26 protein-coding genes are annotated in these 23,877 nt (G+C 36.0%); 5 read left to right on the forward strand and 21 right to left on the reverse strand.

Features of this window, described 5'->3' with window-relative positions; translation table 11 throughout:
• The first annotated feature begins 2 nt into the window (after window positions 1-2).
• From ACP5P5_RS05940 to ACP5P5_RS05955, 4 genes are all read left to right on the forward strand, one after another.
• A complete protein-coding gene (locus ACP5P5_RS05940; protein ID WP_428285187.1) occupies window positions 3-1,238 on the forward strand; it encodes a DUF1015 domain-containing protein in 1,236 nt (411 codons plus the stop codon).
• A gap of 33 nt (window positions 1,239-1,271) precedes the next feature.
• On the forward strand, window positions 1,272-2,294 hold the full coding sequence (locus tag ACP5P5_RS05945; RefSeq protein WP_428285188.1) for a tetratricopeptide repeat protein: 1,023 nt from the start codon (window positions 1,272-1,274) through the stop codon (window positions 2,292-2,294).
• Window positions 2,295-2,429: 135 nt separating this feature from the next.
• Window positions 2,430-4,220 carry an AMP-dependent synthetase/ligase gene (locus tag ACP5P5_RS05950; protein WP_428285189.1) on the forward strand — a complete coding sequence of 597 codons (1,791 nt, stop codon included), beginning with the start codon at window positions 2,430-2,432 and terminating at the stop codon, window positions 4,218-4,220.
• Between the two features lie 39 nt (window positions 4,221-4,259).
• Entirely contained in the window at window positions 4,260-4,883 is a 624-nt protein-coding gene (locus tag ACP5P5_RS05955) for a hypothetical protein (RefSeq protein WP_428285190.1), read from the forward strand.
• Here ACP5P5_RS05955 and yidD read toward each other — a convergent pair whose 3' ends face one another.
• From yidD to ACP5P5_RS06045, 18 genes are all read right to left on the reverse strand, one after another.
• A complete protein-coding gene (gene yidD, locus ACP5P5_RS05960) occupies window positions 4,884-5,114 on the reverse strand; it encodes a membrane protein insertion efficiency factor YidD (protein ID WP_428285191.1) in 231 nt (76 codons plus the stop codon). It abuts the gene before it with no gap.
• Window positions 5,089-5,505: a ribonuclease P protein component gene (rnpA, locus tag ACP5P5_RS05965; RefSeq protein ID WP_428285192.1), complete on the reverse strand. Its 417-nt coding sequence runs from the start codon at window positions 5,503-5,505 to the stop codon at window positions 5,089-5,091. The genes yidD and rnpA overlap by 26 nt, the downstream gene beginning before the upstream one ends.
• A gap of 78 nt (window positions 5,506-5,583) precedes the next feature.
• Window positions 5,584-5,739: a 50S ribosomal protein L34 gene (gene rpmH, locus ACP5P5_RS05970; protein ID WP_074419624.1), complete on the reverse strand. Its 156-nt coding sequence runs from the start codon at window positions 5,737-5,739 to the stop codon at window positions 5,584-5,586.
• 202 nt (window positions 5,740-5,941) lie between these two features.
• Window positions 5,942-6,772 (reverse strand): glutamate racemase, encoded by an 831-nt coding sequence (murI, locus tag ACP5P5_RS05975; protein WP_428285193.1) that lies wholly within the window; start codon window positions 6,770-6,772, stop codon window positions 5,942-5,944.
• A gap of 75 nt (window positions 6,773-6,847) precedes the next feature.
• Window positions 6,848-7,453, reverse strand: coding sequence for an OmpH family outer membrane protein (locus ACP5P5_RS05980; protein ID WP_428285194.1), 606 nt, complete (start codon window positions 7,451-7,453; stop codon window positions 6,848-6,850).
• A 47-nt stretch (window positions 7,454-7,500) separates the two neighbouring features.
• The gene (locus tag ACP5P5_RS05985) at window positions 7,501-8,019 is read right to left on the reverse strand and encodes an OmpH family outer membrane protein (protein WP_428285195.1); all 519 of its coding nucleotides are present in this window, start codon (window positions 8,017-8,019) and stop codon (window positions 7,501-7,503) included.
• Between the two features lie 78 nt (window positions 8,020-8,097).
• Window positions 8,098-10,857 (reverse strand): BamA/OMP85 family outer membrane protein, encoded by a 2,760-nt coding sequence (locus ACP5P5_RS05990; RefSeq protein WP_428285196.1) that lies wholly within the window; start codon window positions 10,855-10,857, stop codon window positions 8,098-8,100.
• 160 nt (window positions 10,858-11,017) lie between these two features.
• On the reverse strand, window positions 11,018-11,779 hold the full coding sequence (locus ACP5P5_RS05995) for an isoprenyl transferase (protein WP_428285197.1): 762 nt from the start codon (window positions 11,777-11,779) through the stop codon (window positions 11,018-11,020).
• Window positions 11,780-11,937: 158 nt separating this feature from the next.
• Complete coding sequence (locus ACP5P5_RS06000) at window positions 11,938-12,789, reverse strand: DUF6089 family protein (protein WP_428285198.1); 852 nt, start codon at window positions 12,787-12,789, stop codon at window positions 11,938-11,940.
• Window positions 12,790-12,863: 74 nt separating this feature from the next.
• Window positions 12,864-13,742, reverse strand: coding sequence for an NAD kinase (locus ACP5P5_RS06005; RefSeq protein ID WP_428285199.1), 879 nt, complete (start codon window positions 13,740-13,742; stop codon window positions 12,864-12,866).
• Window positions 13,743-13,852: 110 nt separating this feature from the next.
• Window positions 13,853-15,247, reverse strand: a complete 1,395-nt coding sequence (locus ACP5P5_RS06010; RefSeq protein ID WP_428285200.1) for a POTRA domain-containing protein — start codon at window positions 15,245-15,247, stop codon at window positions 13,853-13,855.
• 123 nt (window positions 15,248-15,370) lie between these two features.
• Window positions 15,371-16,030, reverse strand: a complete 660-nt coding sequence (locus tag ACP5P5_RS06015; protein WP_428285201.1) for a CBS domain-containing protein — start codon at window positions 16,028-16,030, stop codon at window positions 15,371-15,373.
• Window positions 16,031-16,065: 35 nt separating this feature from the next.
• Window positions 16,066-16,845: an alpha/beta fold hydrolase gene (locus ACP5P5_RS06020; RefSeq protein WP_428285202.1), complete on the reverse strand. Its 780-nt coding sequence runs from the start codon at window positions 16,843-16,845 to the stop codon at window positions 16,066-16,068.
• Window positions 16,846-17,041: 196 nt separating this feature from the next.
• The gene (locus ACP5P5_RS06025; protein WP_428285203.1) at window positions 17,042-17,554 is read right to left on the reverse strand and encodes a CvpA family protein; all 513 of its coding nucleotides are present in this window, start codon (window positions 17,552-17,554) and stop codon (window positions 17,042-17,044) included.
• Window positions 17,555-17,631: 77 nt separating this feature from the next.
• A complete protein-coding gene (locus ACP5P5_RS06030; RefSeq protein WP_428285204.1) occupies window positions 17,632-18,081 on the reverse strand; it encodes a GatB/YqeY domain-containing protein in 450 nt (149 codons plus the stop codon).
• A 19-nt stretch (window positions 18,082-18,100) separates the two neighbouring features.
• Complete coding sequence (gene gldC / locus ACP5P5_RS06035) at window positions 18,101-18,451, reverse strand: gliding motility protein GldC (RefSeq protein ID WP_428285205.1); 351 nt, start codon at window positions 18,449-18,451, stop codon at window positions 18,101-18,103.
• Window positions 18,452-18,532: 81 nt separating this feature from the next.
• Window positions 18,533-19,663 carry a glycosyltransferase family 4 protein gene (locus ACP5P5_RS06040; RefSeq protein WP_428285206.1) on the reverse strand — a complete coding sequence of 377 codons (1,131 nt, stop codon included), beginning with the start codon at window positions 19,661-19,663 and terminating at the stop codon, window positions 18,533-18,535.
• Between the two features lie 29 nt (window positions 19,664-19,692).
• Window positions 19,693-20,541, reverse strand: coding sequence for a 3-hydroxyacyl-CoA dehydrogenase family protein (locus tag ACP5P5_RS06045; RefSeq protein ID WP_428285207.1), 849 nt, complete (start codon window positions 20,539-20,541; stop codon window positions 19,693-19,695).
• Window positions 20,542-20,617: 76 nt separating this feature from the next.
• Between ACP5P5_RS06045 and ACP5P5_RS06050 the strand changes: the two genes are divergently transcribed.
• The gene (locus ACP5P5_RS06050) at window positions 20,618-21,232 is read left to right on the forward strand and encodes a MerR family transcriptional regulator (RefSeq protein WP_428285208.1); all 615 of its coding nucleotides are present in this window, start codon (window positions 20,618-20,620) and stop codon (window positions 21,230-21,232) included.
• On the opposite strand, the gene ACP5P5_RS06055 is transcribed toward ACP5P5_RS06050, so the two are convergent.
• The 3 genes from ACP5P5_RS06055 to ACP5P5_RS06065 all read right to left on the reverse strand — a co-directional run bounded on the left by ACP5P5_RS06055 (window position 21,233) and on the right by ACP5P5_RS06065 (window position 23,877).
• Window positions 21,233-22,339: a mechanosensitive ion channel family protein gene (locus tag ACP5P5_RS06055; protein ID WP_428285209.1), complete on the reverse strand. Its 1,107-nt coding sequence runs from the start codon at window positions 22,337-22,339 to the stop codon at window positions 21,233-21,235.
• Between the two features lie 119 nt (window positions 22,340-22,458).
• On the reverse strand, window positions 22,459-23,229 hold the full coding sequence (locus ACP5P5_RS06060) for a UDP-2,3-diacylglucosamine diphosphatase (protein WP_428285210.1): 771 nt from the start codon (window positions 23,227-23,229) through the stop codon (window positions 22,459-22,461).
• A gap of 9 nt (window positions 23,230-23,238) precedes the next feature.
• Window positions 23,239-23,877 (reverse strand): LutC/YkgG family protein, encoded by a 639-nt coding sequence (locus ACP5P5_RS06065; RefSeq protein ID WP_428285211.1) that lies wholly within the window; start codon window positions 23,875-23,877, stop codon window positions 23,239-23,241.

The raw sequence follows: 23,877 nt of genomic DNA on the forward strand, positions 1-23,877 counted from the left end.
GCATGGCCATTATTCAACCTTTTAAAGCCCTTCGCCCGCAGCCGCAATACTCAAAATTTGTCGCCAGCAAACCCTATGATGTATTAAGCAGTGCAGAAGCAAAAATAGAAGCACAAGGCAATCCACATTCATTTTTACACATTACTAAAAGTGAAATTGATTTATCGGAAAACATTGATGTGCATGCACCTGAGGTATATGAACAAGCCAAACAAAATTTAAATGCGTTTATTAAAAGAGAAGTTTTATTCCGCGAAAGCAAACCTTGCTATTATATTTATCGATTAATCATGAACGGTAAAAGTCAAACCGGTATTGTTTGTACGAGTGCTGTTGATGATTATGATAACAACATTATAAAGAAACACGAATTTACACGTCCTGATAAAGAACAGGACCGGATTAACCACATAACCAAAACCGGTGCGCAAACCGGTAATGTGTTTTTAGCTTACCGAAATGTAAATGATATAGATGCTTTTGTTGAACAGTGGACTCATACCAAAGCCCCGGTTTACGATTTTGTTGCAGATGATGGAATTGCCCACACTATTTGGATTGTAAATGATGACACTGCCATAAATACTATTTCAAATTTGTTTCAGCAACAAGTGCCCGTTACTTACATTGCCGATGGTCATCACCGTGCCGCATCTGCAGCCAAAGTAAGAAAATCGTTTAACGGTAACATACCTCAGGGCGCCAACTTTTTTTTAACTACTTTATTCCCTGCCAATCAATTGGCTATTTTAGACTATAACAGGTTAATTACCGACTTAAACAACCACAATGAAGAGAGTTTATTAACAGCATTACAAAAAAATTTTACAGTTCTACTCAAAGGCAAAAAAGCATTTAAGCCAACAAAGCCTCACCAAATGGGCATGTATATTAACGAAAATTGGTATGAATTAAATGCATTGCCCGGCAGTTTTACTACCGACCCCATTGGAATTTTAGATGTAAGTATTTTACAACAAAACATTTTAGAACCCATTTTTAACATTGTTGACCAACGTACCGATAAGCGCATTGATTTCGTAGGCGGAATAAGAGGTATGGAAGCATTGGAAGCAAGGGTAAATAGTGGTGAAATGAAAGTAGCCTTTAGCCTTTATCCTGTTACGATGGACCAATTATTTGCCATTGCCGACAATAATGAAATAATGCCACCCAAAAGCACTTGGTTTGAGCCTAAGTTACGCGATGGATTATTAACACATTTAATTTATGAATAAATGTATTTTCGCGAAAGCCAGAAAAGTATTTTTATGAAACGTGTTGCTTTATTTTTATTGTTCGGCATATTTAGCATTGCAGCATTGGCGCAAACACAAGATGCCGCACAATTGTATAAAGATGGTAAACAATTGCTGCAACAAGGCGACTATGATAATGCCATTATGGTTTTGAATAATGCTTTGCAACAAGACCCTAAAAATTTAGACATTCAAAAAGATCTGGCTTTTGCTAATTTCTTAAACCGCGATTACGCCAGCGCAATTAATGTTAGCAAAAAAATTATTGATCAACCCGGTGCCGACGAACAAGCCTATCAAATTTTAGGCATGTGTTATAAAGCCATTGCCGAGTACAAACAAGGTGCTGACCTATATGAAAAAGGCATCAAAAAATTTCCCAACAGTGGTGTTTTATATAATGAGTATGGCGAATTATTGGCCATGAACAAAAATTTAGATAAAGCTATTCAATATTGGGAAAAAGGAATTGAAGTCGACCCTAATTATAGCAGCAATTACTTCAATGCCGCTATGTATTACAGCCAAAGCAATACCAATTTATTTTGGGTAATGTATTATGGCGAAATTTTTGTAAACCTCGAAAGCTACACAACACGCACTGCCAGCATGAAAAGTACATTGTTAGATGCTTACAAAAAATTATACACGCAATTTAAACCCGAACAATGGACAAGTGATTATAAAAAAACTCCCTTTGCTTTGGCTTATATGCAGGTTTTAAAAAACAGTATTTATCAAATTGCTACAGGTGTTACACCCGATAATTTATTGGCTGTACGAACCCGATTTGTTTTAGATTGGTATAATGGCGGCCTAAACCAACAATTCCCTTCTCGTTTATTTGATCAATGGCAATATTTTTTACGAGATGGTATGTTTGAAGCCTACAATCAATGGATATTTGGTGCTGCTGCCAGTCCCGCTCAATACCAAACCTGGGTACAGCAACATGCTTCAGAAGCCAATGCTTTTAAACAATATCAAAGCAATCGAATATTTAAAATACCCTTGGGGCAATTTTATCATCAGTAAATTAATTAAGAATTTATAAAGTTTGCGTTCCTAAACCACTATTAAAGCAGGTTCTGTTTTTTTAATTAATGTGGTTTTCTTAAATTGTATTTTGTTGCAAACAAAAAAATCATTTAGTATTAACGATCTGCCATTATGCTTACACCCAAACGCTTATTCGATGTAATTGACCACCAATTACAGTATTTTCCTAAAGAAACCATGTTGGCTGCAAAAGAAAACGGTCATTGGCGCAGCTATAGCACTCAACAAATTCAGCAATTATCATTGCAACTTAGCGCCGGCATTCACTCGTTAGGTATTAGTGGAAACGATTTTACACCTGAAGGCAGCGACAAAGTGGCTATTATTAGTAACAATCGCCCTGAATGGGTAATTACCGACTTGGCCGTGCAACAATGTGGTGCTATTTTGGTTCCGTTATATCCTACTACCAACCCACTTGAAATTGAATTTATTTTAAACGATTCAAAAGTTACCACCATATTTATTAGCAGTGCCGACCTTTTAGATAAGATTAAAGGTGTTCAAGCCAATGTACCTACCTTACAACACATTTTCACTTTCAATAATATTGAGGGGGCCAGAAATTGGCGTGAATTATTGGTGACAGAAGAAACACAACTTCAAGCCATACAAAACATTCGTTCAAAAATTCCAACCTCTCATCTAGCCACCATTATTTATACTTCAGGCACAACCGGTACACCAAAGGGTGTAATGTTAAGCCATAGTAATATTTACAGCAATGTAATGTTTAGTAAAGAAAGTTTTCCGTTTGAAGATGCTCCTGAAACCAAAGTATTAAGCTTTTTACCACTGAACCATATTTTCGAAAAAACAGTTACCTATATTTATTTATACAGCGGCATTTCTATTTATTACGCAGAAAGTTTAGATACTATAGGTGATAATTTAAAAGAAGTACAACCCGACGGTTTTACCACAGTTCCCCGTTTATTAGAAAAAGTATTTGAAAAAATAATGCATACCGGCAGCCAACTTACCGGTATTAAACGCAAATTGTTTTTTTGGGCAGTTGCTTTAGGTACTCAATATGATAATCGTATTAATAAAGGTTGGTGGTATAATATGCAATTATCATTAGCCAATCGTTTAATTTTTAGCAAATGGCGCGCCGCATTAGGTGGCAATGTAAAATATATTGTTACCGGAGGTGCCGCTTGCCAGGTTAAACTATTGCGCATTTTTAATGCTGCAAAAATTCCTGTATATGAAGGGTATGGCCCCACCGAAAACAGTCCGGTTATCTGTGTAAACAGAAAAACACCAGGCGGTAAAAAATTTGGGACAGTTGGACCTCCTATTTCAGGCATTGAGGTGAAATTGGCACCTGATGGTGAAATTTTGGTATCGGGTCCCTGTGTTATGGTTGGCTATTACAAACGCCCCGATTTAACAGCAGAAGCAGTAATTGATGGTTGGCTTCATACTGGCGATATAGGTGAATGGGATGAAGGTTTTTTAAAAATTACCGACAGAAAAAAAGAATTATTTAAAACCAGCGGTGGTAAATATGTTGCACCACAACCTATAGAAAATAAATTAAAAGAGAGCGGCTTTATTGAACAAGTATTGGTTGTTGGCCCCGAAAGAAAATTTGTAGGGGCGCTGATTGTACCATCCTTTTCCACTTTACAATCATGGATGAAAGACAACAATATTCCTTTTTCCAGTAAAGAACAAGCCATTCGGGAACCTAAAGTGGTTGAACAATACCAAAAAATTATTGATAAATACAATCAGCTGTTTAACCATGTAGAACAAATTAAAAAGTTTGAATTATTGCCTGTTGAATGGGGAATTGATACCGGCGAAATGACACCCAAAATGAGCCTGCGTAGAAAAGTTATCATGGAAAAATATGCAGCAGAAATTGAAAAAATTTATGCCGAAAATAATTAAAAGCAAATACTTTTTTTAACACACAAAATCATTGAAACAATGCTTAAAAAAATTACCTACGTTGCATTTTCTGCTGTATTATTTGCAGCATGCTCATCGAACAACACAAAAAAAGTAATGATAGTTGCTACAGGTGATATTAATGTAAATGCAGATAGTAAAACCATTACTTTGGCCGGGGGCTCAGGTGCAACTGATAAAACAGTAGAATTTAACAGTTCAGGTCCATTAACACTTACCATAAAAGCAGAAGATGGTACAAGCACTCCTGTTACTTTAAATGATAATGGCTTTTTTATGCTAAATGCAAGAAAAGATACTATCGCAGGTGCTTATCAAAATTATGCTGCTCCAAAAACAACTGTTGATACCATTAAACAAGCTACACTTGAAAAGGGTATTGATTCAATAAGCCAACTTATTGAAGGAAAAAATGTATCTGCGGCCAATCGCAACTTTTTTGTTACACCGAATACAGCCGTAAAACTTACAACCAATACTGATGCATTTGTGGTTCCGCCATTTCACCAAATGACTTCTATTGAAAAAGTAGGTGATAAAGATCCGGAAGTTTACCGTTTTTATACTTTGAACGAAATTCGGGAACAACTTGCCAAACTTAAAGCCTTAACTGCACCACAAACACAGCAGCCTAAAAAATAATTACGGCACAGGATCGTGCCCATGACTTCCCCAAGGGTGGCATTTGCTAATGCGTTTTAATGAAAGCCAGCCACCCTTTATTATACCATATTTTCTTAATGCTTCAATGGCATATTGCGAACAGGTAGGTGTAAACCTACACTTGGGTCCAATGTTGGGAGAAATTACATATTGATAAAACTTAATCAATAAAATAAATGGCCAACTAAGTATGTTCAATATCCATTTCATGCAATTTTTGATTTAATTGAAGCAACAACTTCTTCACTACCTGCGGTAATTTATCTTTCTCAGGCATTTCTTTGCCCACATAAATAATAAACAAGTTCAACCGTACTTGCTTTTGATAAACTGTAGTTTTTAATTCAACTTTATTCAATCGGTAAGCCTCACGTAACAGGCGTTTAATATAGTTGCGATGAACCGCTTTTTTAAAATAACGGCTGCTAACGGCTACACCTGCCTGCAACAAGTTTGGTTGCAGTGCTTCATTAATTGTAAGGGTGTAAAAAATTTTAATAGGGTAAGCATATAATTGTTGACCATTAGCAAACAAAGCATCTATTTGCTTTCGGCTTTTTAGTTTTTCGGGTTTTGAATAAGAATAAAGCCCGCTAGTCATGCTATCATGTTTTCAATAAAAAAAGCCTCGTCCGTGTTTTGGGTGAGGCTTTTAAAGATATAAAGAATTTTGAAATTGCTATTTTAAACCTTTTTCGCTAGATACAGTTAACTTCTTGCGACCTTTCCTTCTGCGACTGGCTAACACCTTTCTTCCATTAGCAGTTTGCATACGCTTGCGGAAGCCATGTACCGATTTGCGGCGACGCTTGTGAGGTTGGAATGTACGTTTCATAATAATTTTGTTTTGCTAACCCAAAAATAATTTTTTCAACTTCAACTGTGGCCACCATACCACTCGTTTTGTGAAAGGATGGCAAAGGTAAGGGTAGCCGATTAAAATTGGTAATTTTCAGGCAGTTTTTTTTGAATTCAGTATCCAAACGTTCAATTTTATACAGTTTCTACCCGTAAAAAAGGCTTAATTGCATACTATTTTAACCCAAATCAATCTGTTGTGCCTTTATTTCACTGCCATAAAATAAAGTAGCTTGTTGTTCAAAAATTCCATCATCATCTGTTGTATAAAAGGCTTGCCGCCCATTTTGGGTACATTTTGCTTCTATTTCAGGGTGGCGTTGCAAATAATTTTGCAGGCTTTGCGCCACAATATTTCCCTGCATAATTACCTGAATGTGTGCAGGAAGTGCCGCTTTAATTTTCGGATACAATAAAGGATAATGTGTACACGCTAATAAAATTGCATCAATATTGGCATTTTGCTGTAATAGTTGTTGAATGTATTTCTCAACAAAATAATCAGCCCCTTCATTTAAGTGTTCATTATTTTCAATTAAAGGTACCCACATGGGGCAAGCTTGCTGCCAAACGGTTACTTCAGGAAAAAATTTTTGTATTTCAATAGGGTATGATTGTGAAAGCACTGTGCCTTGTGTTCCCAAAATACCAATTTGCTTTGAAAGAGAAAATTGGCCAATAATTTCGGCGGTTGGCCTAATTACCCCTACTACCCTTTTATTAGGAGCCAATACAGGTAAATCTTTTTGTTGAATAGTGCGCAATGCCTTGGCAGATGCTGTATTGCAAGCCAAAATAACCAAGGAACACCCTTGTTCAAAAAACCATTTTACGCATTGCAAGGTATAATGATAAACTGTTTCAAAACTTCGGGATCCATAAGGAGTTCGAGCATTATCGCCTAAATACAAATAATCGTATTGCGGTAATAAAGCAGAAATTTCTTTTAAAATGGTTAATCCTCCATAGCCGCTATCGAAAACCCCAATGGGCCCTTTTTTATCTTGCATAGTTCAAAAGTAAGAAAGCATCTGGGCTTTCTTACAGCGCAGATGCTTTTTTGAATATATTTTTATGGACGAATTTTAATGTTTTACCGGAGCCTTAGCAGGTGACGGGTTTGAAGTACCACTTGTGCTAATACCCAAAGCTTTTATTTGATCTTGGATTTCTTTAGGTAAAGGAATTTTCATTTTTGCCAATACACGTAGTGTTAATTCTTCCGATTTTTCTGCATATAACAAAGCATCGGGCTTAAATACGTAATTGTATTTTTGCTCTGCCATTACTTCCTGAAATGCTTTACCAATAATATCATAAAAAGGTTGCAATAATTGACCTTGTTTTTGCTGCATCATTTGGTTTTGATATTGTTGCCAGTTCTGCAATTTTGCAAATTGATCAGCCAAATCGCGTTGCATAATTGATTTCATGCTTGAATTCATTTTAGCTGAATCAGCTTTAAAAATGCTATCTTTTCTTTTAAACTCACTAATAGCATAATCTCTCTGCTCGTTTAATGAATCGGTCATGTATTGATTCAATAAGGTATCTACTTTTTGAATACCGGGCATTAAAGCTAAAACGTTTTGCTCGTCAAAAATGCCAATTTTAATGTTTTGTGCCATTGAGGTACCCGCCATAACCATAGTCAAACCAAAGGCGGCAACTAATACTATTACTTTCTTCATTTTTTTTGTTTTATAGGTTGTTTTTTGTTTGCTTTTTGTAAAAAATTTTATGGTTTAATACCCAAAACGCGGAGCACGTCATCGCTCTTATCTAATTTTGGGTCGACAAATATAACGGTAATTCCTTCACTTTTATCCAATACAAAATCATAAGCTTTTTCCACTGCAATTTTTTGAATAGCATTGTAAACTTTGTCTTGTATGGGTTTAATCAAACGTTGTCTTTCTTTAAATACATCACCATCGTAACCAAAACGTTTTTTTTGTAAATCGCGTACTTCTTTTTCTTTGTTAAATAATTCTGCTTCACGTTTATTTTTAAGTTCATCACTTAACATTACCTGCTCTGCTGCATAATTCTTATACATTTGGTCAAGTGCGGCTTGTTTATCATCAATTTCTTTTTGCCATTGCTCGCTAATTAATTGAATTTGTTTGTTAGCCTGAATATATTCGGGCATTTTATTTAAAATATACTTTGTATCAATTACTGCATAGCGCTGTGCGTTTACAAACATGGTGCTTAGTAAAAAGCAACTTATCATCAATAGCAATATTTTTTTCATAACAGGTTAATTGTATTGTATGCCAAAAAATAATTGGTTTGAATGGTTTCGCACAAATTAAATGAATTCATTTGAAAGTTATTCAGGTTCAAATCCTAACATAAAGGTAAATCTAGAAATATCCTTAAGACTTGCACCTGGTGTATAACGGTCTAAACCAATACCATAGTCAAATCCTAACAATCCAAACATGGGTAAGAAGAAACGCATACCCACACCAACTGAACGACGCAACTGGAATGGATTATAATATTTCAAATCGTACCAACCATTGGCTGCTTCGAAGAACGATTCGGCGTAAATAGTACTACTTGGATTTAAACTTAACGGATAACGCAACTCGGCCGTATACTTGTTAAACATGGTAAAGTATTGGCTTGCTCCGGTTTGGTCGGGATTAATGCGAGGATTAGAACTTTCATAAACCGGGTAACCACGTTGCGAAATGATGTCGTATCCAATTAATGCATATTGGTTGCTTAAACCGGCATCACCCAACTGAAAACGTTCAAACGGCGAAATTTGTAATTGCGGGTTGTAACGGCCCAAAAATCCAAACTTAGCAGCCAACTTCAACACAAACATTTTGTTGTGGTCTTCGCCGGTACCCTTGCTTAAAGGCACGTACCATTCTCCGTTAAAACGCCATTTATGGTATTCAATAAAATTATATGGATCGTTTTGATAAACAACGGATGGGTTAAATAACGAATAAGGTGGTGTTACTGCTAAGCTAGCCAAGAAGGTTGAACCCGAAGTTGGGAACATGGGTTGGTTAACCGATGAACGCTGTAGTGCCACTTTAAAGTTAAAGTTGTTGGAAATACCATTATTAAACAAAGTACCATCGCGTAATTTTAACTGTTGGCTTATAGCATAGTTTACCAATTGATAACGTGTATAGTTCACAGAAAATGAAAGTGAAAAATAGTCGTCGGGCCAAGTTAGCTGTTTACTATAGGCAACAGATGCACCGGTTGTTTTTAAGAAAGAACGTCCGGCAGCTGCAGCAGTATACGTTCCTGTAAGCGGATCGTAGGCATTGGCGAACTTGGTATCATAAATAGAAAAAGTTAGGGCGTTGCGTTTTTTACCGCCTACCCAAGGTTCAGTAAATGAAAAGTTATAAGAACGGAAAGCACGACCATTACTTTGTACCCTAAAGCTAAGTTTTTGACCATCACCCATGGGTAAGGGATCCCAAGCTTTTTTGCTGAAAATATTTTTAATTGAGAAGTTATTGAAAGAAACGCCCACTGTTCCGGTTAACCCAATAGCCCCCCCCCAACCGGCACTTAACTCCAGCTGATCGCTCGATTTTTCTTCTAAAGTATAATTGATATCAACTGTTCCATCATCGGGATTGGGCACAGGGTTAATGCCAATTTTTTCCTGGTTAAAATAATTTAATTGGGCAATTTCACGCTGAGAGCGAATTAAATCGGCACGGCTAAATTTTTCGCCCGGAATGGTACGCAATTCCCTGCGTATTACATATTCCTTTGTTTTATCATTTCCAGCAATACGTACATTTTTAATAGTAGCCTGCGGACCTTCTACCATTCTAATTTCATAATCAATAGTGTCATTATAAACAGCAGTTTCAACAGGATCAGCACGGAAAAACAAATAACCATTATCTAAATACAAACTACTAATATCCGCACTACCATCGGGTGCACCACCACCTTTACCCAAACGCTTGTTTAAAATTTCCATGTTATAGGTATCCCCTTTCTTAATACCAAGAATTACCGATAAAATTGAATCGGAATAAATGGTATTCCCTCTCCAGGAAATATTGCCAAAATAATATTTATGTCCTTCACTTACCTGAATATCAATATCTAAATTACCTTTTGAGTTTTTAAACACCTGGTCGCGGGTAATTTGCGCATCGCGATAACCAATTGAGTTATAATAGTCTATAATGGCATCTTTATCTTCATTATACTTTTTTTCGTTGTATTTGGCAGAAACGAATGGTTTTACCCGGATGTAGGGCGAGAGCACTTTACGCGTATCGGTAAAGTTCAGGAAGCCTTTATCGTGCATGTATTGTTGAAAAGAGTAGGGTTTGGGTTTAATGAAACCATTAGTATCAATAGATGGAAATAAAGTAAGATGCCCTTTTTCTTTGGTTCCTTTCATTTGTTGCTTCAGTTTAGAAGCATCTACATTTTCATTACCTGCAAAATAAATATCGCTAATCTTAATTTTTCCGCCACGATCAACCAGAAATACCAAATCCATGGAATTGGAGCGGGTAGAATCTTTAATTTCCTGAATAGTTACATGAGCGTTTTGATAACCTTTATCAAAAAAGTATTTTCGAATAGCTTCAGAAGCGGTACGCTTCATATTTTCGGTTACAACCCTTCCCGGTACCAAACCTGTTTTAGAGTTTAAATCGTCAATAGCTCCTTTTCCAATGCCTTTAAAATAAAATTTTGATAAACGAGGACGCTCAGTTACATTAATTTCAATGTCTATATTAGTACCATGCAGTTTGGTAATATAAATTTCTACATTAGAAAAATAGTTTTGACTCCACAACTTATTAATAGCACGGGAAAAATTATCGCCGCCGGGAATTACTACCTCATCGCCTACATTTAAACCGGATATGGAAATTAGCAAATTTTCATCGAAATATTTGTTGCCGGTTACTTTTATAGATTCAATTTTATATTTTTTAGGTGTTTTTTGATTGAAAATATTAATCAAATCGGCGTCAATAGATGTAATAGTCGTATCAGCCTTTTGTTGGGCAAACACAGACAGGTGAAAGCAACTAAGAAAAAAAGCAAGTGTCAAAAGCTTAAGCGTTTTCTGCATCCGAATAGGGTTTTTTGGTATGGTTGCCGATCTATTGTACCATAAAAAAGTAGCATTAGACAGTTGTTTCAGCATATATTAATTGGAGCAAATTAAAGGGAATAATTGTAAGTGTTTGTTAAATTGACCGTAAAATTTATTAGTAAAGTGCATTAAATTTTTATTTGTGTAATTCTTCCGCTTTAATTTGTTGGCTAATTTTTCCAAAACGGCGTTCCCTATTTTGAAAATCAATAATGGCTTCATATAAGTTTTCTTTTCTAAAGTCGGGCCAACGGGTATTGGTAAAATATAATTCAGCATAAGCCAACTGGTATAATAAAAAATTGCTAATTCTGTATTCGCCACTGGTGCGAATCATTAATTCGGGATCGGGTAAATTACTAGTGCTTAAATATTGTTGTAGTGTATCTTGAGTAATGGTTTCCGGTTCAATTTTACCTGCTTTTACATCTTTGGCAATGTTTTTAACCGCATTAACCAATTCCCAGCGGCTGCTATAGCTTAAAGCCATAACCAAGTTAAGGCCAGTATTGGCAGCAGTAAGGTCAAGCGCTTCCTGTAAAGCATTTCGGGCAAAATCAGGTAGCATGCTTAATTCACCAATTACATGCAATCGAATATTGTTTTTACAAAGAGTGGGCACTTCATTACGAATGGTTTCAACCAATAAAGTCATTAGGCCTTCTACTTCCGGCTGAGGTCTGTCCCAATTTTCTGTACTAAAGGCATACAGCGTAAGGTATTCAATTCCCAATTCAGCACAGCCTTCTACAATGTTGCGAACACTTTCAACCCCATGAAAATGACCATACAAGCGCTCCTGGCCTTTTTCTTCGGCCCAACGCCCGTTTCCATCCATAATAATAGCGATATGGCGGGGTAATTTAGTTTTATCAATTTGTTGCAGCAAAGCAGGCATGAAACACCTTTTACAATTTGTAGCGGCAAATGTATGGAAAGCAATGGTATTGCAAATAAAAATATGGCGCCCCGGTTAATGTTTTTGTATTTGCTAATTCTTAGTTTAAATTTTCAGCAAATTTTAATTTTATTGGCTTTAAAGGGCCAATTAAAATTTTAATGGGTTGGGCATTTATAGGATTGAATATTGAAAGATACCCCTATTTGCAATGAAACATAAGAGTCGTTTTTTAAACTGGTGCCACGCTGGCGACCTTTTATTCCAATAACTGTTCCGGTTTCATAGCTACGATCTTGCAATAAAAACCAAGTTGTGGGATTTCCATTGGCATCTACTGCCGGAAAGGCATCTGGTGCATACGTAGTACTAACATCGTCAATATAGTCGGTAGAGGTAAATCTGTAGGTTACTTCTGCAAAAACATTCATTTTTTCATTTAAAGCATATTTGGCACCAATACCAAATGGTATACACAAAGCAGTAGTGCCATATTGTTTACGATTAGGGTAAAGAGGGCTTCCTTGACCTTCAGTACCTAATGGGCGTAAATAAACTTTTGTGCCGTTTAAATAGGTATAGGGGTTGTAAGAAAATATGCCAACACCTAAACTTACATAAGGAGTAAAACTATATTCAGGCACACCCGGAATGAATTTGAAGAAGTTAAAATCGCCACTTACTGCCATTTCCCAAATGTCGGTGTTAAAGCTAAGGTTACGACGGCGTTGAAAAGGGTTATCACTATACTTATCGGAATAACCTAAAAACAGGTAGTTACCCGAAAGACGAACCCCAACGTAATTATTAATTTGTTTGCGATAGAATAAACCTGCCGCAAATTTGGGTTTATTTAATTTTCCGGTAGGGTTTAAATCGCCAAAGTAATGGTCTAATCCAATTGATGCACCAAATTCTCCATCATGCACAAAGCTATCATACAATTGAGCTTGTACAGGCAGGGCGAAGAAGATGAATAAGGCAAATAGCAGCCAATATCTTTTAATCATTAAGTGGTTGTATTTCCGAATGTAAATATAAATGCAAAGTATTTCATTTTATCATAAAATAACTTTATCAAGTGTTAATTTCTTTTATCAAGCCCCCAGGTAAGTTTGTTATGCAGGGTTGAAAGGAAACTGTTTTCATTTAAACGAATAAGGTTTACATAAAATTTTTCCTTACGTATGGCAATTTGTGTGTTAATGTCAACAATTTCTTTGCGGGCATCTAAGGCACAAATAAATTGGTCAGTTCTGCCTTCCACTTCAAATGAAATGACACTGGTATCGGCAACCACAATGGGCCGTACATTTAAATTATGAGGCGCAACAGAGGTAATAACAAAACTGGGAGAATCAGGATATAAAATAGGCCCGTTACAACTCATATTATAGCCTGTTGAACCGGTGGGCGTTGCAATAATTAAACCATCGGCCCAATAAGTATTTAAAAACTCACCATTTAAATAAGTATGAATTTTAATCATTGGCGAAGTATCACGTTTATGAATTGAGAATTCATTTAAAGCGAAGGGTGCATTATTGAATAGTGGCACATTTGCGTCAATATGCAATAAACTTCTTTTATCTACCACAAATGTTCTATTCAGCAAAGCATCAACTGCACTTAATAAATCATCGGGACCTATACTAGCCAAAAATCCCAAACGACCAAAATTAATGCCCAATATTGGAATGTTGGTATTTCTTATTAATGTTACCGCATCCAGCATGGTGCCATCGCCCCCTAAACTAATGAGACATTCAACTTCTGCATCAAAATCCTCAGCACTTTCAAAGGCGGCAATGTGTTTCAACAAATCGTCTGGCAGATTAATCCTATTCATTAAAGGGCGGTAAATTAATATGCCAATTTTATGTTGCACCAATAGTTGAACCAATTGTTGCAAGGGATTACCCTGCTCAATGTCTAAACCACGGCTATAAATAGCTACTTTCATGTGTAATTAGTTTGTAATAGCAATTTTGCGCACTTTTACAGATTGCTACTTAAACGCTTTGTATACGCATTTTGATATACCGAATTGGTTTTAAATTTTGCTTTACTTTTTTAAAAACCATTATTTGCATGCAAATATAGCCCTTTGCCCCCGAGTTGATTAAAGCTATATTCTAGACGAAAAACAAAATCGTAAATGGACACAATATCTAAACCAAAACCCCATGTGTGCAGTAATTTATTGTTCAACAAATTGTTGTTAATGTATGGGTTGTAAGCATAACCAACATCAGTATAAATTTTGGCATAAAAACGAAATGGAATTTTATCGTGGGTTTTGCTTTTAATCGGGTTTTTAAAAATGTATTTTAAAAACTGGTGATTTAATGAAAAATGTGCTAAGCCCCCCGCCATTCCATCGGCCACATAATATTCAAGCCCGGGCATTTGGTAACTGCCATAACCTAATAAAGCCTGACTAAAAAAATAAGGATTGTAGGGGAATTTAATGGTGGCAGAAGCATCGGCCACTATAAAAGTTTTGGGCAAAATAGGTTTTGCAAATAATCCATATAAACCCACTTGCCACATGTTGGTAGTTTTGTCAATACCGCGTTTATATAAGCTGGCTTGTGCCTGCCATCCCTTGCTGGGATAAACATTGTAATCTGTATTAAAGTATTGATACAAGTAAGTAAAATCAATGTATTTAACCTGAGTTGCACCATTAGGGAAGAACATTGGGTTTAAGGCAGCAACAGTATCTGCTATATTATCACTATCATATGAAACACGAAAATAATGCCGTTGAAACTGATCGGGACGGTAGGAGTAAGTAGCATCAACCCTGTAAAATGTTCGAGCGTAGTTATTATCGTTTTTAAAAAACAATTGCTGGTTTGCTAAGCTGGTAGCATAATTAACCTCGCGCTGGTTAGAATAGCCAAAACCTACATTAATACCCTGTTTCAAGCCTTTATCAAAAAAAGGTAGGTTATAACGAAGTGCTACTTGTTGGTTGTAGCCATTAATTAACCAAATATTTAAATTATCGTTTTGTCCGGTAAAATTGTTGTAATTAAACTTTATACCATAATTCACTCTACTTAAACTTCGGTTTTGTTGCACCCACCATTCATTAAAGTTTCTATCAACTAATCTAAAATAAGGCAAGGGTAAAAAATACAGCCTTTCTTTCACCCGAATATGAATAAAAGCAACATTGCCTTGCAGTCTATCTACATAAACACTATCATCAACAAACAAACCGGTGTTATAAATTAATTGTTTCGATTCAATTAATTTTTGAGACAATTGGTCTGGTGCAACGCGGTCGCCTTTTTTTAAAGTAGCTTCTCGTAAAATGATGTAGTCTTTGGTTTTTTTATTCCCAAAAATGGAAATACCGCCAATAATGTATTCAATAGGTTGTTGTAAGGAGTCAGAAATTTGTGCCTGCGTAGGTAAATAACTGCATAATAAAATTACAAGGCACCAATAGCGCATAATAGCAAAAAATGTGATTTTTGGGCGGTAAAAGTAAGGTTTAACTGCTATTTGTTGGAAAACGCAGGAAAAATTAACAACAAGGGGGCACCGTTCAGTTTTAAATGAATGCAGAAAGGATGCCTAAACATTTAAATAATTCATTAGGTTGTTGTAATTGTCCTTCAACTCATTTGTGTACCATTCATCGCCTAAATAATATAGCACATTGTATTCATAGCGTTGAAAAGTAGCTACCACATCACTTATTTCCGTTTTGTTTATTTTAATGATAACATCTAATAACCCGTTGTTGCTATTGATGCTAGAGTTTAACTGCGTAATAAATGCATCATTTGTTTCTACCAAGCGGTTAATTTCTCCGAAGGAATATTCTTTTCTTTCCATTTGCAAAACAATGATACCACCGGGAAGTTCTATGCCGGTATAATGGGCAGTAGCCTGCAACAAATCAATTGTTGTTACAATTCCATCTAAATTATTTTCAGTTGTTACTACCGGAACTAAAGTAAGGTGGTTTAAAGAAGCAATCTTTACAGCAGTAAAAATAAAGTCAGTATTTAAAATAGCTGCCGGAATGAATTCATCTATTAATTCAGTAAGTTCAGAGTCTTTTGAAACTGAAGCCAAAGAATCGCGATTCAGAATGCCTACAAATATGCCATTACTACAAACCGGCCAATGTTCAACAAAATAATCTGTCATTAAACCAACAGCTTGTTTAGCCGTATCGGTTAATTGCAGAATGGGATAATATGTGCGTTTATATTCCTGAACCAACATACCGATTAATTTAACCAAAAAAGCTATTTCTGAAACTAACGTATTTGAGCGGCAGATTGTTTTGTTTTAGCTAAAAAAGCCTCTAATATTTTATTGAATTCATCGGGTACTTCCATCATAGGTGCATGTCCGCATTTATCAATAAAATGCAATTCACTATTGGGTATCAGCTTATTGAATTCCTGGCCCACAAACGGAGGAGTAATGGTGTCATTATTACCCCAAATAAGTAAAGTGGGCTGTTTAATTTGGTTCAATTCTTCGCCTAAATTGCTTCTAATGGCACTTTTAGCCAAAGCAATAATTTTAATAACTTTTAACCGGTTATTGGTAATTTCGAACACTTCATCTACCAATTCCTTGGTTGCCATTGCCGGATTGTAAAAAGTTAACTCGGTTTTTTTTCTAATATATTCGTAATCGCCACGTTTGGGGTAGCTATCGCCCATACCATTTTCAAAAAGTCCTGAACTGCCTGTAAGGGTTAATGTTTTAATTTTTTCGGGATGTTTTAAAATATGCACTAAGGCAACGTGGCCACCTAAGGAATTTCCTAAAAGATTAATATTTTCATAACCACGCATTTCAATAAACTTATGTACAAATTTGGCCAAGCCATGAACGGTGGTATGGAATATATCCAGTTCAAATAAGGGTAAAATAGGTACAATAACTTTGTGGGTTTTGCGAAAGTGTTCAACTAAATCGGAAAAATTACTTAACGCACCAAACAGGCCATGTAGTAATAGTAATGGTTCACCCTCGCCTTCTTCGAGAAACTTAAACTTTTCTATTTGATGTAATTCGTACTTCATGTTGCTTTTCTTAACCAAATGCTACTACGTGTTTATTTACAAATAAAAGCAAATTATATGGAAAAAACCAAGTTTAGCCGTTTTGAATGCCGTTTTTTGCTGATAATTATTCAGCTAAGTTATTGTATTCCTATTGGTATTGTGCAGTTTACAAAATTTAATTGAAAAAGTTTGAGAAAACCTGAATAATTACCACCTACCAAACGGATTGTAACCTTTGCAAACTGTTTTCCAAAAACGGCACAACTGATGCTGCTTTATGTAGCAAAGCGGGAACATATGCCTGTATAAAACCTAATGTTTTAGAAGATTCTCGTACCTGGCTATTTAAAATAGGTAATTGCGTGGCATAAAATATAATAATAGCACCAATGCTAACATACATAAATACGTATAATGCTGCACCCAAAACTTTGTTTAACATACCCATCCACAGCATTTCCATAGTGCGCTGTAATACATTCGCCAACAAATGAATAACAATAATTACTGCTATAAGTACCAATAAAAAAGCAATGAAACTTAACCAACGTGTTGTTAAGGCAGTTTGCGCTTTCAGCCAAATGGCCACCCATTCAAAGGTTTTAAATGCTACAACCAAACCAACTATTAAAGCAATGATTGAAAATATGGCTAAAACAAAGCCACGCTTTACACCCTTGTAAATGCCCAATAAACATAAAATAAGCATCAACACATCTATTAGCATAAATACATATTTAATCCTTGTTAATACATGATACAGCCAATAAATGTGCCAATGCTAGCATATTGAGAATGGGTTGGTTATTGTAATAATTCTTTTACACAAGCAGCAATGGCTTTACCATCTGCCTGACCAGCTAATTGCTTAGATGCTACACCCATTACTTTACCCATTTCGGCTGCAGAAGTTGCACCTACTGTACTAATAATTTGCTGAACTGCTGCTTTTAATGCTTCAGGTGATAATTGTTGGGGTAAAAACTTTTCTATAACGGTAATTTCTTCCCACTCTTTGGTGGCTAAATCAGCGCGGTTTTGCTGTTGGTATATCTCTAATGAGTCTTTTCTTTGCTTCACTAATTTTTGCAAAAGTTTTAATTCTGCTTCGGCTGAAATTTGACCATTGGCGCCGGGTTCCGTTTTCGCTTTAATAATTTCAGCTTTTATGGCACGTAATCCACGTAATAAAGCCTCATCTTTCGCTTTCATGGCCTCTTTCATTTCAGCCATAATTTTTTCTTCCAAGTTCATAAAAAAAGTTTTTAATGCGTTAAACCAATTTATTTTGTTCCATTTGTAATTGGCGGAATTTTTGGTAAAAGTTTTTGGCAAAGGTTTTCATTTCCTCTACCAGTTCTTTATGCTGAGTAGCACGACCAAAAGTATCGGCCATTGACATTAGGTTTTGATAATAAAAATCGGCCATTTCATCAACCATCATGTCCTTGGTCCATAAGTCAATACGCAGGGCACTTTTATCCATACCATCCCAAAATGCCAACATCATGGCTTTAGCTTGTTGCCAATCTTCGGCAGTACTATCGGTTGCCCGCCATTGAATCTTTGAAGGAATTTTATCGGTATCTAAGTTTACTTGAATTTGAATGTCGGATTGATGCATACGAATACTGTATTGAAGTTAAAAGCGCAAAAGTACAATAATCGTTTGAAGTGCCATATAGAATAGCCGGCAGCCACAAAACTATTTTGCTGCAATGTTTACCATAGCCTCCCAAAATTGTTGGGCACTATTATCCCAATTAAATTGAGCTGCCCTTTGTTTACCCGCTGCAATTAATTGAGATCGTTTTATTTCATCTTTGTACATCAAAATCATTTGCTGTGCCAGTGCTTCCACATTATCCGGTGCAGCCATTAAAGCAGCATCGCCTGCAATTTCCGGTAAACTGCCTGCATTACTGCAAATTACAGGTGTTTCACTTTGCATAGCCTCAATAACAGGAACACCAAATCCTTCAAAAAAGGAAGGATATATCAATGCATAAGCCGAAGCCATTAGCGCCTGTAATACTTCATCACATACATAATTCATTATCACCACATCGTTGCGGTGTTTGTAAGTTTCTATTTTATTCATTACCGCTTCATAATCCCAGGCAAGCCTTCCCACCACAATTAATTTCATGTTGCTTTTTTGCCATCTTTTAAAAATGGTAAAGGCTTTTAATAAGTTCATTAAGTTTTTTCTGGGATGAATACCCCCCACAAATAAAAAGTATTCGCAACCTTCAGCATATTGTGCTTTTACCTGCTGTTTTTCATCAAAAGAAAGCGGTTGAAAACCCGGCTTGGCAGCATTATAAATCACTGATGTTTTCGCTGCCGCATTAGGATAATGCTGAACAATATCGGCCTTAGAAAACTCTGACACCGTAATAACCTTTGCTGCTTTTTTTAAAAACTTGGGGGTATAAAACCGATAGTAATACAAATGATGTTTAGGAATAAAATCGGGATAATGTTTAAAGGCCAAATCGTGTACCACCAATAATTGTGGTATTTTAGAGGTTAACGATGCAAATCCATAAGGCTGTATCCAAACTTGCGGCGCATATTTTTTCAGAGCCAAAGGTACTTTTACATCGTACCAATATTTAAATGAAAGTGCATGCCTTGCTTTTGGACTAACTACTAACGGTAATATATTGTCGGAAGTAATAAAAGACGCGTCATAGGGCCTATCAAATACATAAATGAATTGCGTTTCCGGATGTTGCTGCACCAGTCGCTTAAATATTTCATGCACATAATTTCCATACCCTTCCATTGCATTGGGTTGTAAAAAAAGTGCATTTAAAGCCACACATTTCATAGTTACCGATTTACTCTTCTTAGCCTACTTTAATATTCGTAAAACCCCTTCCCTGTTTTTTTACCTAATTGTTGCAATGTTAGTTTTTGTTGCTGCAATGCAGAGGGTTGCAAACGGGTTGGTTTACCCAAAGCCTCCCAAACAATGCAACTTACACCGTAATTAATGTCAATACCAATTAAATCCATTAGCTTAAACGGCCCCATTTTAAAGCCCGATGCTTCCATAATTTCATCAACTTGCTCAACTGTTGCCAATCCTTGTTCTACCAACCGCAATGCTTCTAAATAATAGGGCCTTGCAACTCGGTTAACAATGAAGCCCGGAGCGTCATTACAAAGTACCGGTGTTTTACCTAATTGTTTGCTTAACGCCATTAAGGTATCTATAATTTCTGGAAGTGTATGAGTGCCTTTTATTACTTCAACCAACTGCATAATGGTAGCAGGGTTAAAGAAATGTAAGCCTGCCAATAATTCCGGCTTTTTAATTGCCTTCGCTAGTGCATTAATGGATATGGAAGAGGTATTGCTTGCTAAAATGCAATTATTACTATTTATTGCTAACAACTGATTAAATAATGAGGCCTTGGCTTCTTGTTGTTCAACAATGGCCTCAATAATAACAGGGGCTTTACAGTTTTGTATTTCATGCGTAAACTGTAGACTATTGAAAATATCTGTTACTTGTTGTGCATCTAGTTTGCCTTTTTGTTGCAGTAAGTTTAAATTTTTAGCAATACCATCACGACTTTTGGCTAATACTGCTTCATTTACCTCAAACACAATGGTTTGTATGCCTTTTTGTGCACACAACTGTGCAATACCACTGCCCATGGTACCTGCACCACAAACTGCTATGGTTGTAATTGTTTGCATAGAACTTGCAAGATAAATACAATAATTTTATTAACCCATCTTGAATGCTTTTACGAAATGTTGGTAATTTTACCGCATGGCTGCACAACAGTTAGATTTATTTGGAAACCCGGTTCCTGAAAATAACGGAAAAGGCAAAGTAATTTTTGCCAACAACCAAATTCAGGTAAAAATTAAACAAAAAACGGCTCCTGTAAGTTCACCTGCTGTTGAAACAACAAACACCACGGATGCACAAAATACTGAAATAGTCTCAACCGCCAATGCCCTACCGTTGGTAGAGACCAATAAATCCAAACGGGGAAGAAAATCGCATAAAGTATTATTAACTTCGGCAGAAGCCATTCAGTTACCTGACGATGCTACATTGCAGCAAAAATTATATCATCCTATTGGTGATGTTGCCAAGTGGTTTAATGTTACCACCTCCTTAATTCGTTATTGGGAAAATGAATTTGATATTTTAAAACCGAGAAAAACCCGAAAAGGAGACAGGTTGTTTCGTTTTGAAGACATAAAAAACATTGCCCTGATTTATTATTTACTACGCGATAAAAAACTAAGTATTGAAGGCGCTAAACAATATTTAAAAGCCAATAAAAATAAAGCTAACCAACAATTTGAATTGGTACAATTACTGGAAAAAATGCGTAGTTTTTTATTGGAAATTAAAACCAATTTAGAAAGTTAGTCATGATGCATTGTCGCTAATATTCTTTACATGCACCTCTGTATTAGCTGCAGCCAAATCAATACCCAGATCCTGTACTTTTTGAATACCGAACAAATTTACTCCTTCACACAATAATAAAAAATCACTGTATTCCTGTGGCATCTTTACATAATATAATGCACTAATAATGTGGGCCTTTTTTCCGGCATCCACCAAATTAACCATACAACTGGCAACTTGCGAATTTTGTTGTAAATACGCACGAATAGCATTTAATAAATCTTGTATTTGTTGTGAAGTGGTGGTTAATCCCAACTCCATGCGCAATTCAGCCATACGTTGAGTAGTAAGGGTAACATTATCTACCACACTATCTACCATTTGTTTATTTGGAATGGTTAACAGTGTTTTTCCGGCGGAACGAATTTTAGTACTACGTAACCCTATTTTTTCAACCGTTCCGGAAAAGCTTTGCACTTTCACAAAATCGCCTACCCGAAAAGGTTTATCAAAGAATATAATAAATGAAGCAATTAAGTTTTCAATACTTTCTTTTGTAGCAAATGCAACAGCTGCGCCCACTAAACTTAGTCCGGTTAACAATCCGCTTATATCACGATGAAAAGAAAACTTCAAAACCATTAACATACCCCCCAAAACCAATAATACTTTCAAAAAATCTTTAAAGAAGAACAAAATTTGTCGATCGGCGGCTTCTTTTGATACGAGTGCTTTATCAGCCATTAATAAAGCAACAAAATCTATTACCCTAAGGCAAAGCCAAATAAATACAATAATGAGCGATGCATTGGTTAAACTGTCAATCGCTTCAAAAAAGGTAACTTTATAAATGTGAAAATCAAACTCTTTCGGAAAGTTTAAAGCATCAAAAGCTGTAAAGGCAATGAATAAGAATAAAAACAATTCTAAAGGCGGCAGAATCAGGCTGATGAATGCATCGCGGTGATTGACCTTGCCTTTTCTTGAAAAAATACGATAAATAATACGGGCTAAATATTTAGAAATAAATCGTTTTATCAGCAACGCAAAAAGAATGGTAGCCAATACTATCAAATAACTGCGTATGCTATTGCCCCAAAATATTTGTTGTAAAAACTGCCTCATAGTAATTGTAAAACTACATGGAATAAATTATACAAGTATATTGATTGCATGAAATTTTGAATATGCTAACAATATTTAAATTCAATATGAGGTTAAGTAATAGTGGGGTATTTCGTCAATTATTCTTCCCATTTTTTTAAATCTACCTTTGTGCCATCAAACACAGCATAGGTAAAATATTGAATCCAATCGCCAAGATTAATGTAATGGCTATTATCATTCAACGCAAAATCAATAGGCAAGTGACGGTGACCAAAAATAAAATAGTCGTAATGGTGTTTGGTCAACATTTCTTTACAATAAGTAATAAGCCACTCGTTTTCTTCACCAAGAAAATGATCTTCGCTGCTACCGGTTTTAGCTCGGCTTTTTCTGCTTAAATAATTTGCTAAACCTATACCCCAGGTTGGGTGCAACTGCCCAAATAACCATTGGCATAAACGGTTACGAAATATTTTTTTGATAAACTTATAACCATAATCTCCGGGACCTAAGCCATCACCATGGCCTATATAAAAAGTTTTACCATTCCATTGATATACTTTGGGTTCAAAGTAAACCGGTATGTTCAGCTCTGTTTGAAAATAATCTTTCATCCACATATCATGGTTACCCACAAAAAAATGTATCGGAATACCTGCATCGGTTAATTCTGCCAATTTACCTAATAAACGTGTATAACCTTTGGGTACTACCGTTTTATATTCATACCAAAAATCAAAAATATCGCCAACAATAAAAATTTCAGCAGCTTCGTCTTTAATATTATTTAAGAATGCCACCACTTTTTTTTCACGCACCAAACTGTCGGCATAATTAGGCGCTCCTAAATGAAAATCGGAAAGAAAGAATATTTTTTTATTGGGAAAATCGTTCATGTTGTTGAGCATAAAAAGGGTTTAACCTGCCGCATCTACCAAAAAACAAAATACTTCTTTGGGCCCATGTACACCTACAACTAAGGTTTTTTCAATATCGGCAGTACGACTGGGTCCGGTAGCAAGGCTTACCAACGATGGCCAATTGCCGTTATACTTCGTATTTATTAATTGCAATCCATCTTTCACATCAAACACTAATTGGTGTGTGTATGCAACACAAATGTGAACAGGCGCGTAAACACTTACTGTACGCCCACTTTCGCCGGCACTGCTTAATAATATACTGCCTGTTCGGGCAATTAAACTTTCACAACCTGTTATGGCTGCTGCACAATTATGTAAGTCGTTACTTTGAAGATGATTAAACCCGTTTTGTTGTAAGGTGTTTATCCATTGCTGTTCATTACAAAACAGTTGCGGCCAATTACGTGTATTAACTAAAGTTTGTAATTGTTGTACCAGTTCCTGATGGTTGGCACAAAATGAAAAGCGACCGGATAATTGCGTAAAGTTTTCAGCAAATAATAATTCTAAATCATCGGGTTTAACAAACTCCGGATCACTGCCTTCTGTTTCCGGAAAGGGAACAGGCACCGGTTGCGCCAGTGCCTGCCGTATTTTTTTTAGTATGTTTTCTTTTGCAGAAGATACCTTCAT

It is taken from the genome of Hydrotalea sp., from assembly GCF_049968455.1.
GTDB lineage: Bacteria > Bacteroidota > Bacteroidia > Chitinophagales > Chitinophagaceae > Hydrotalea.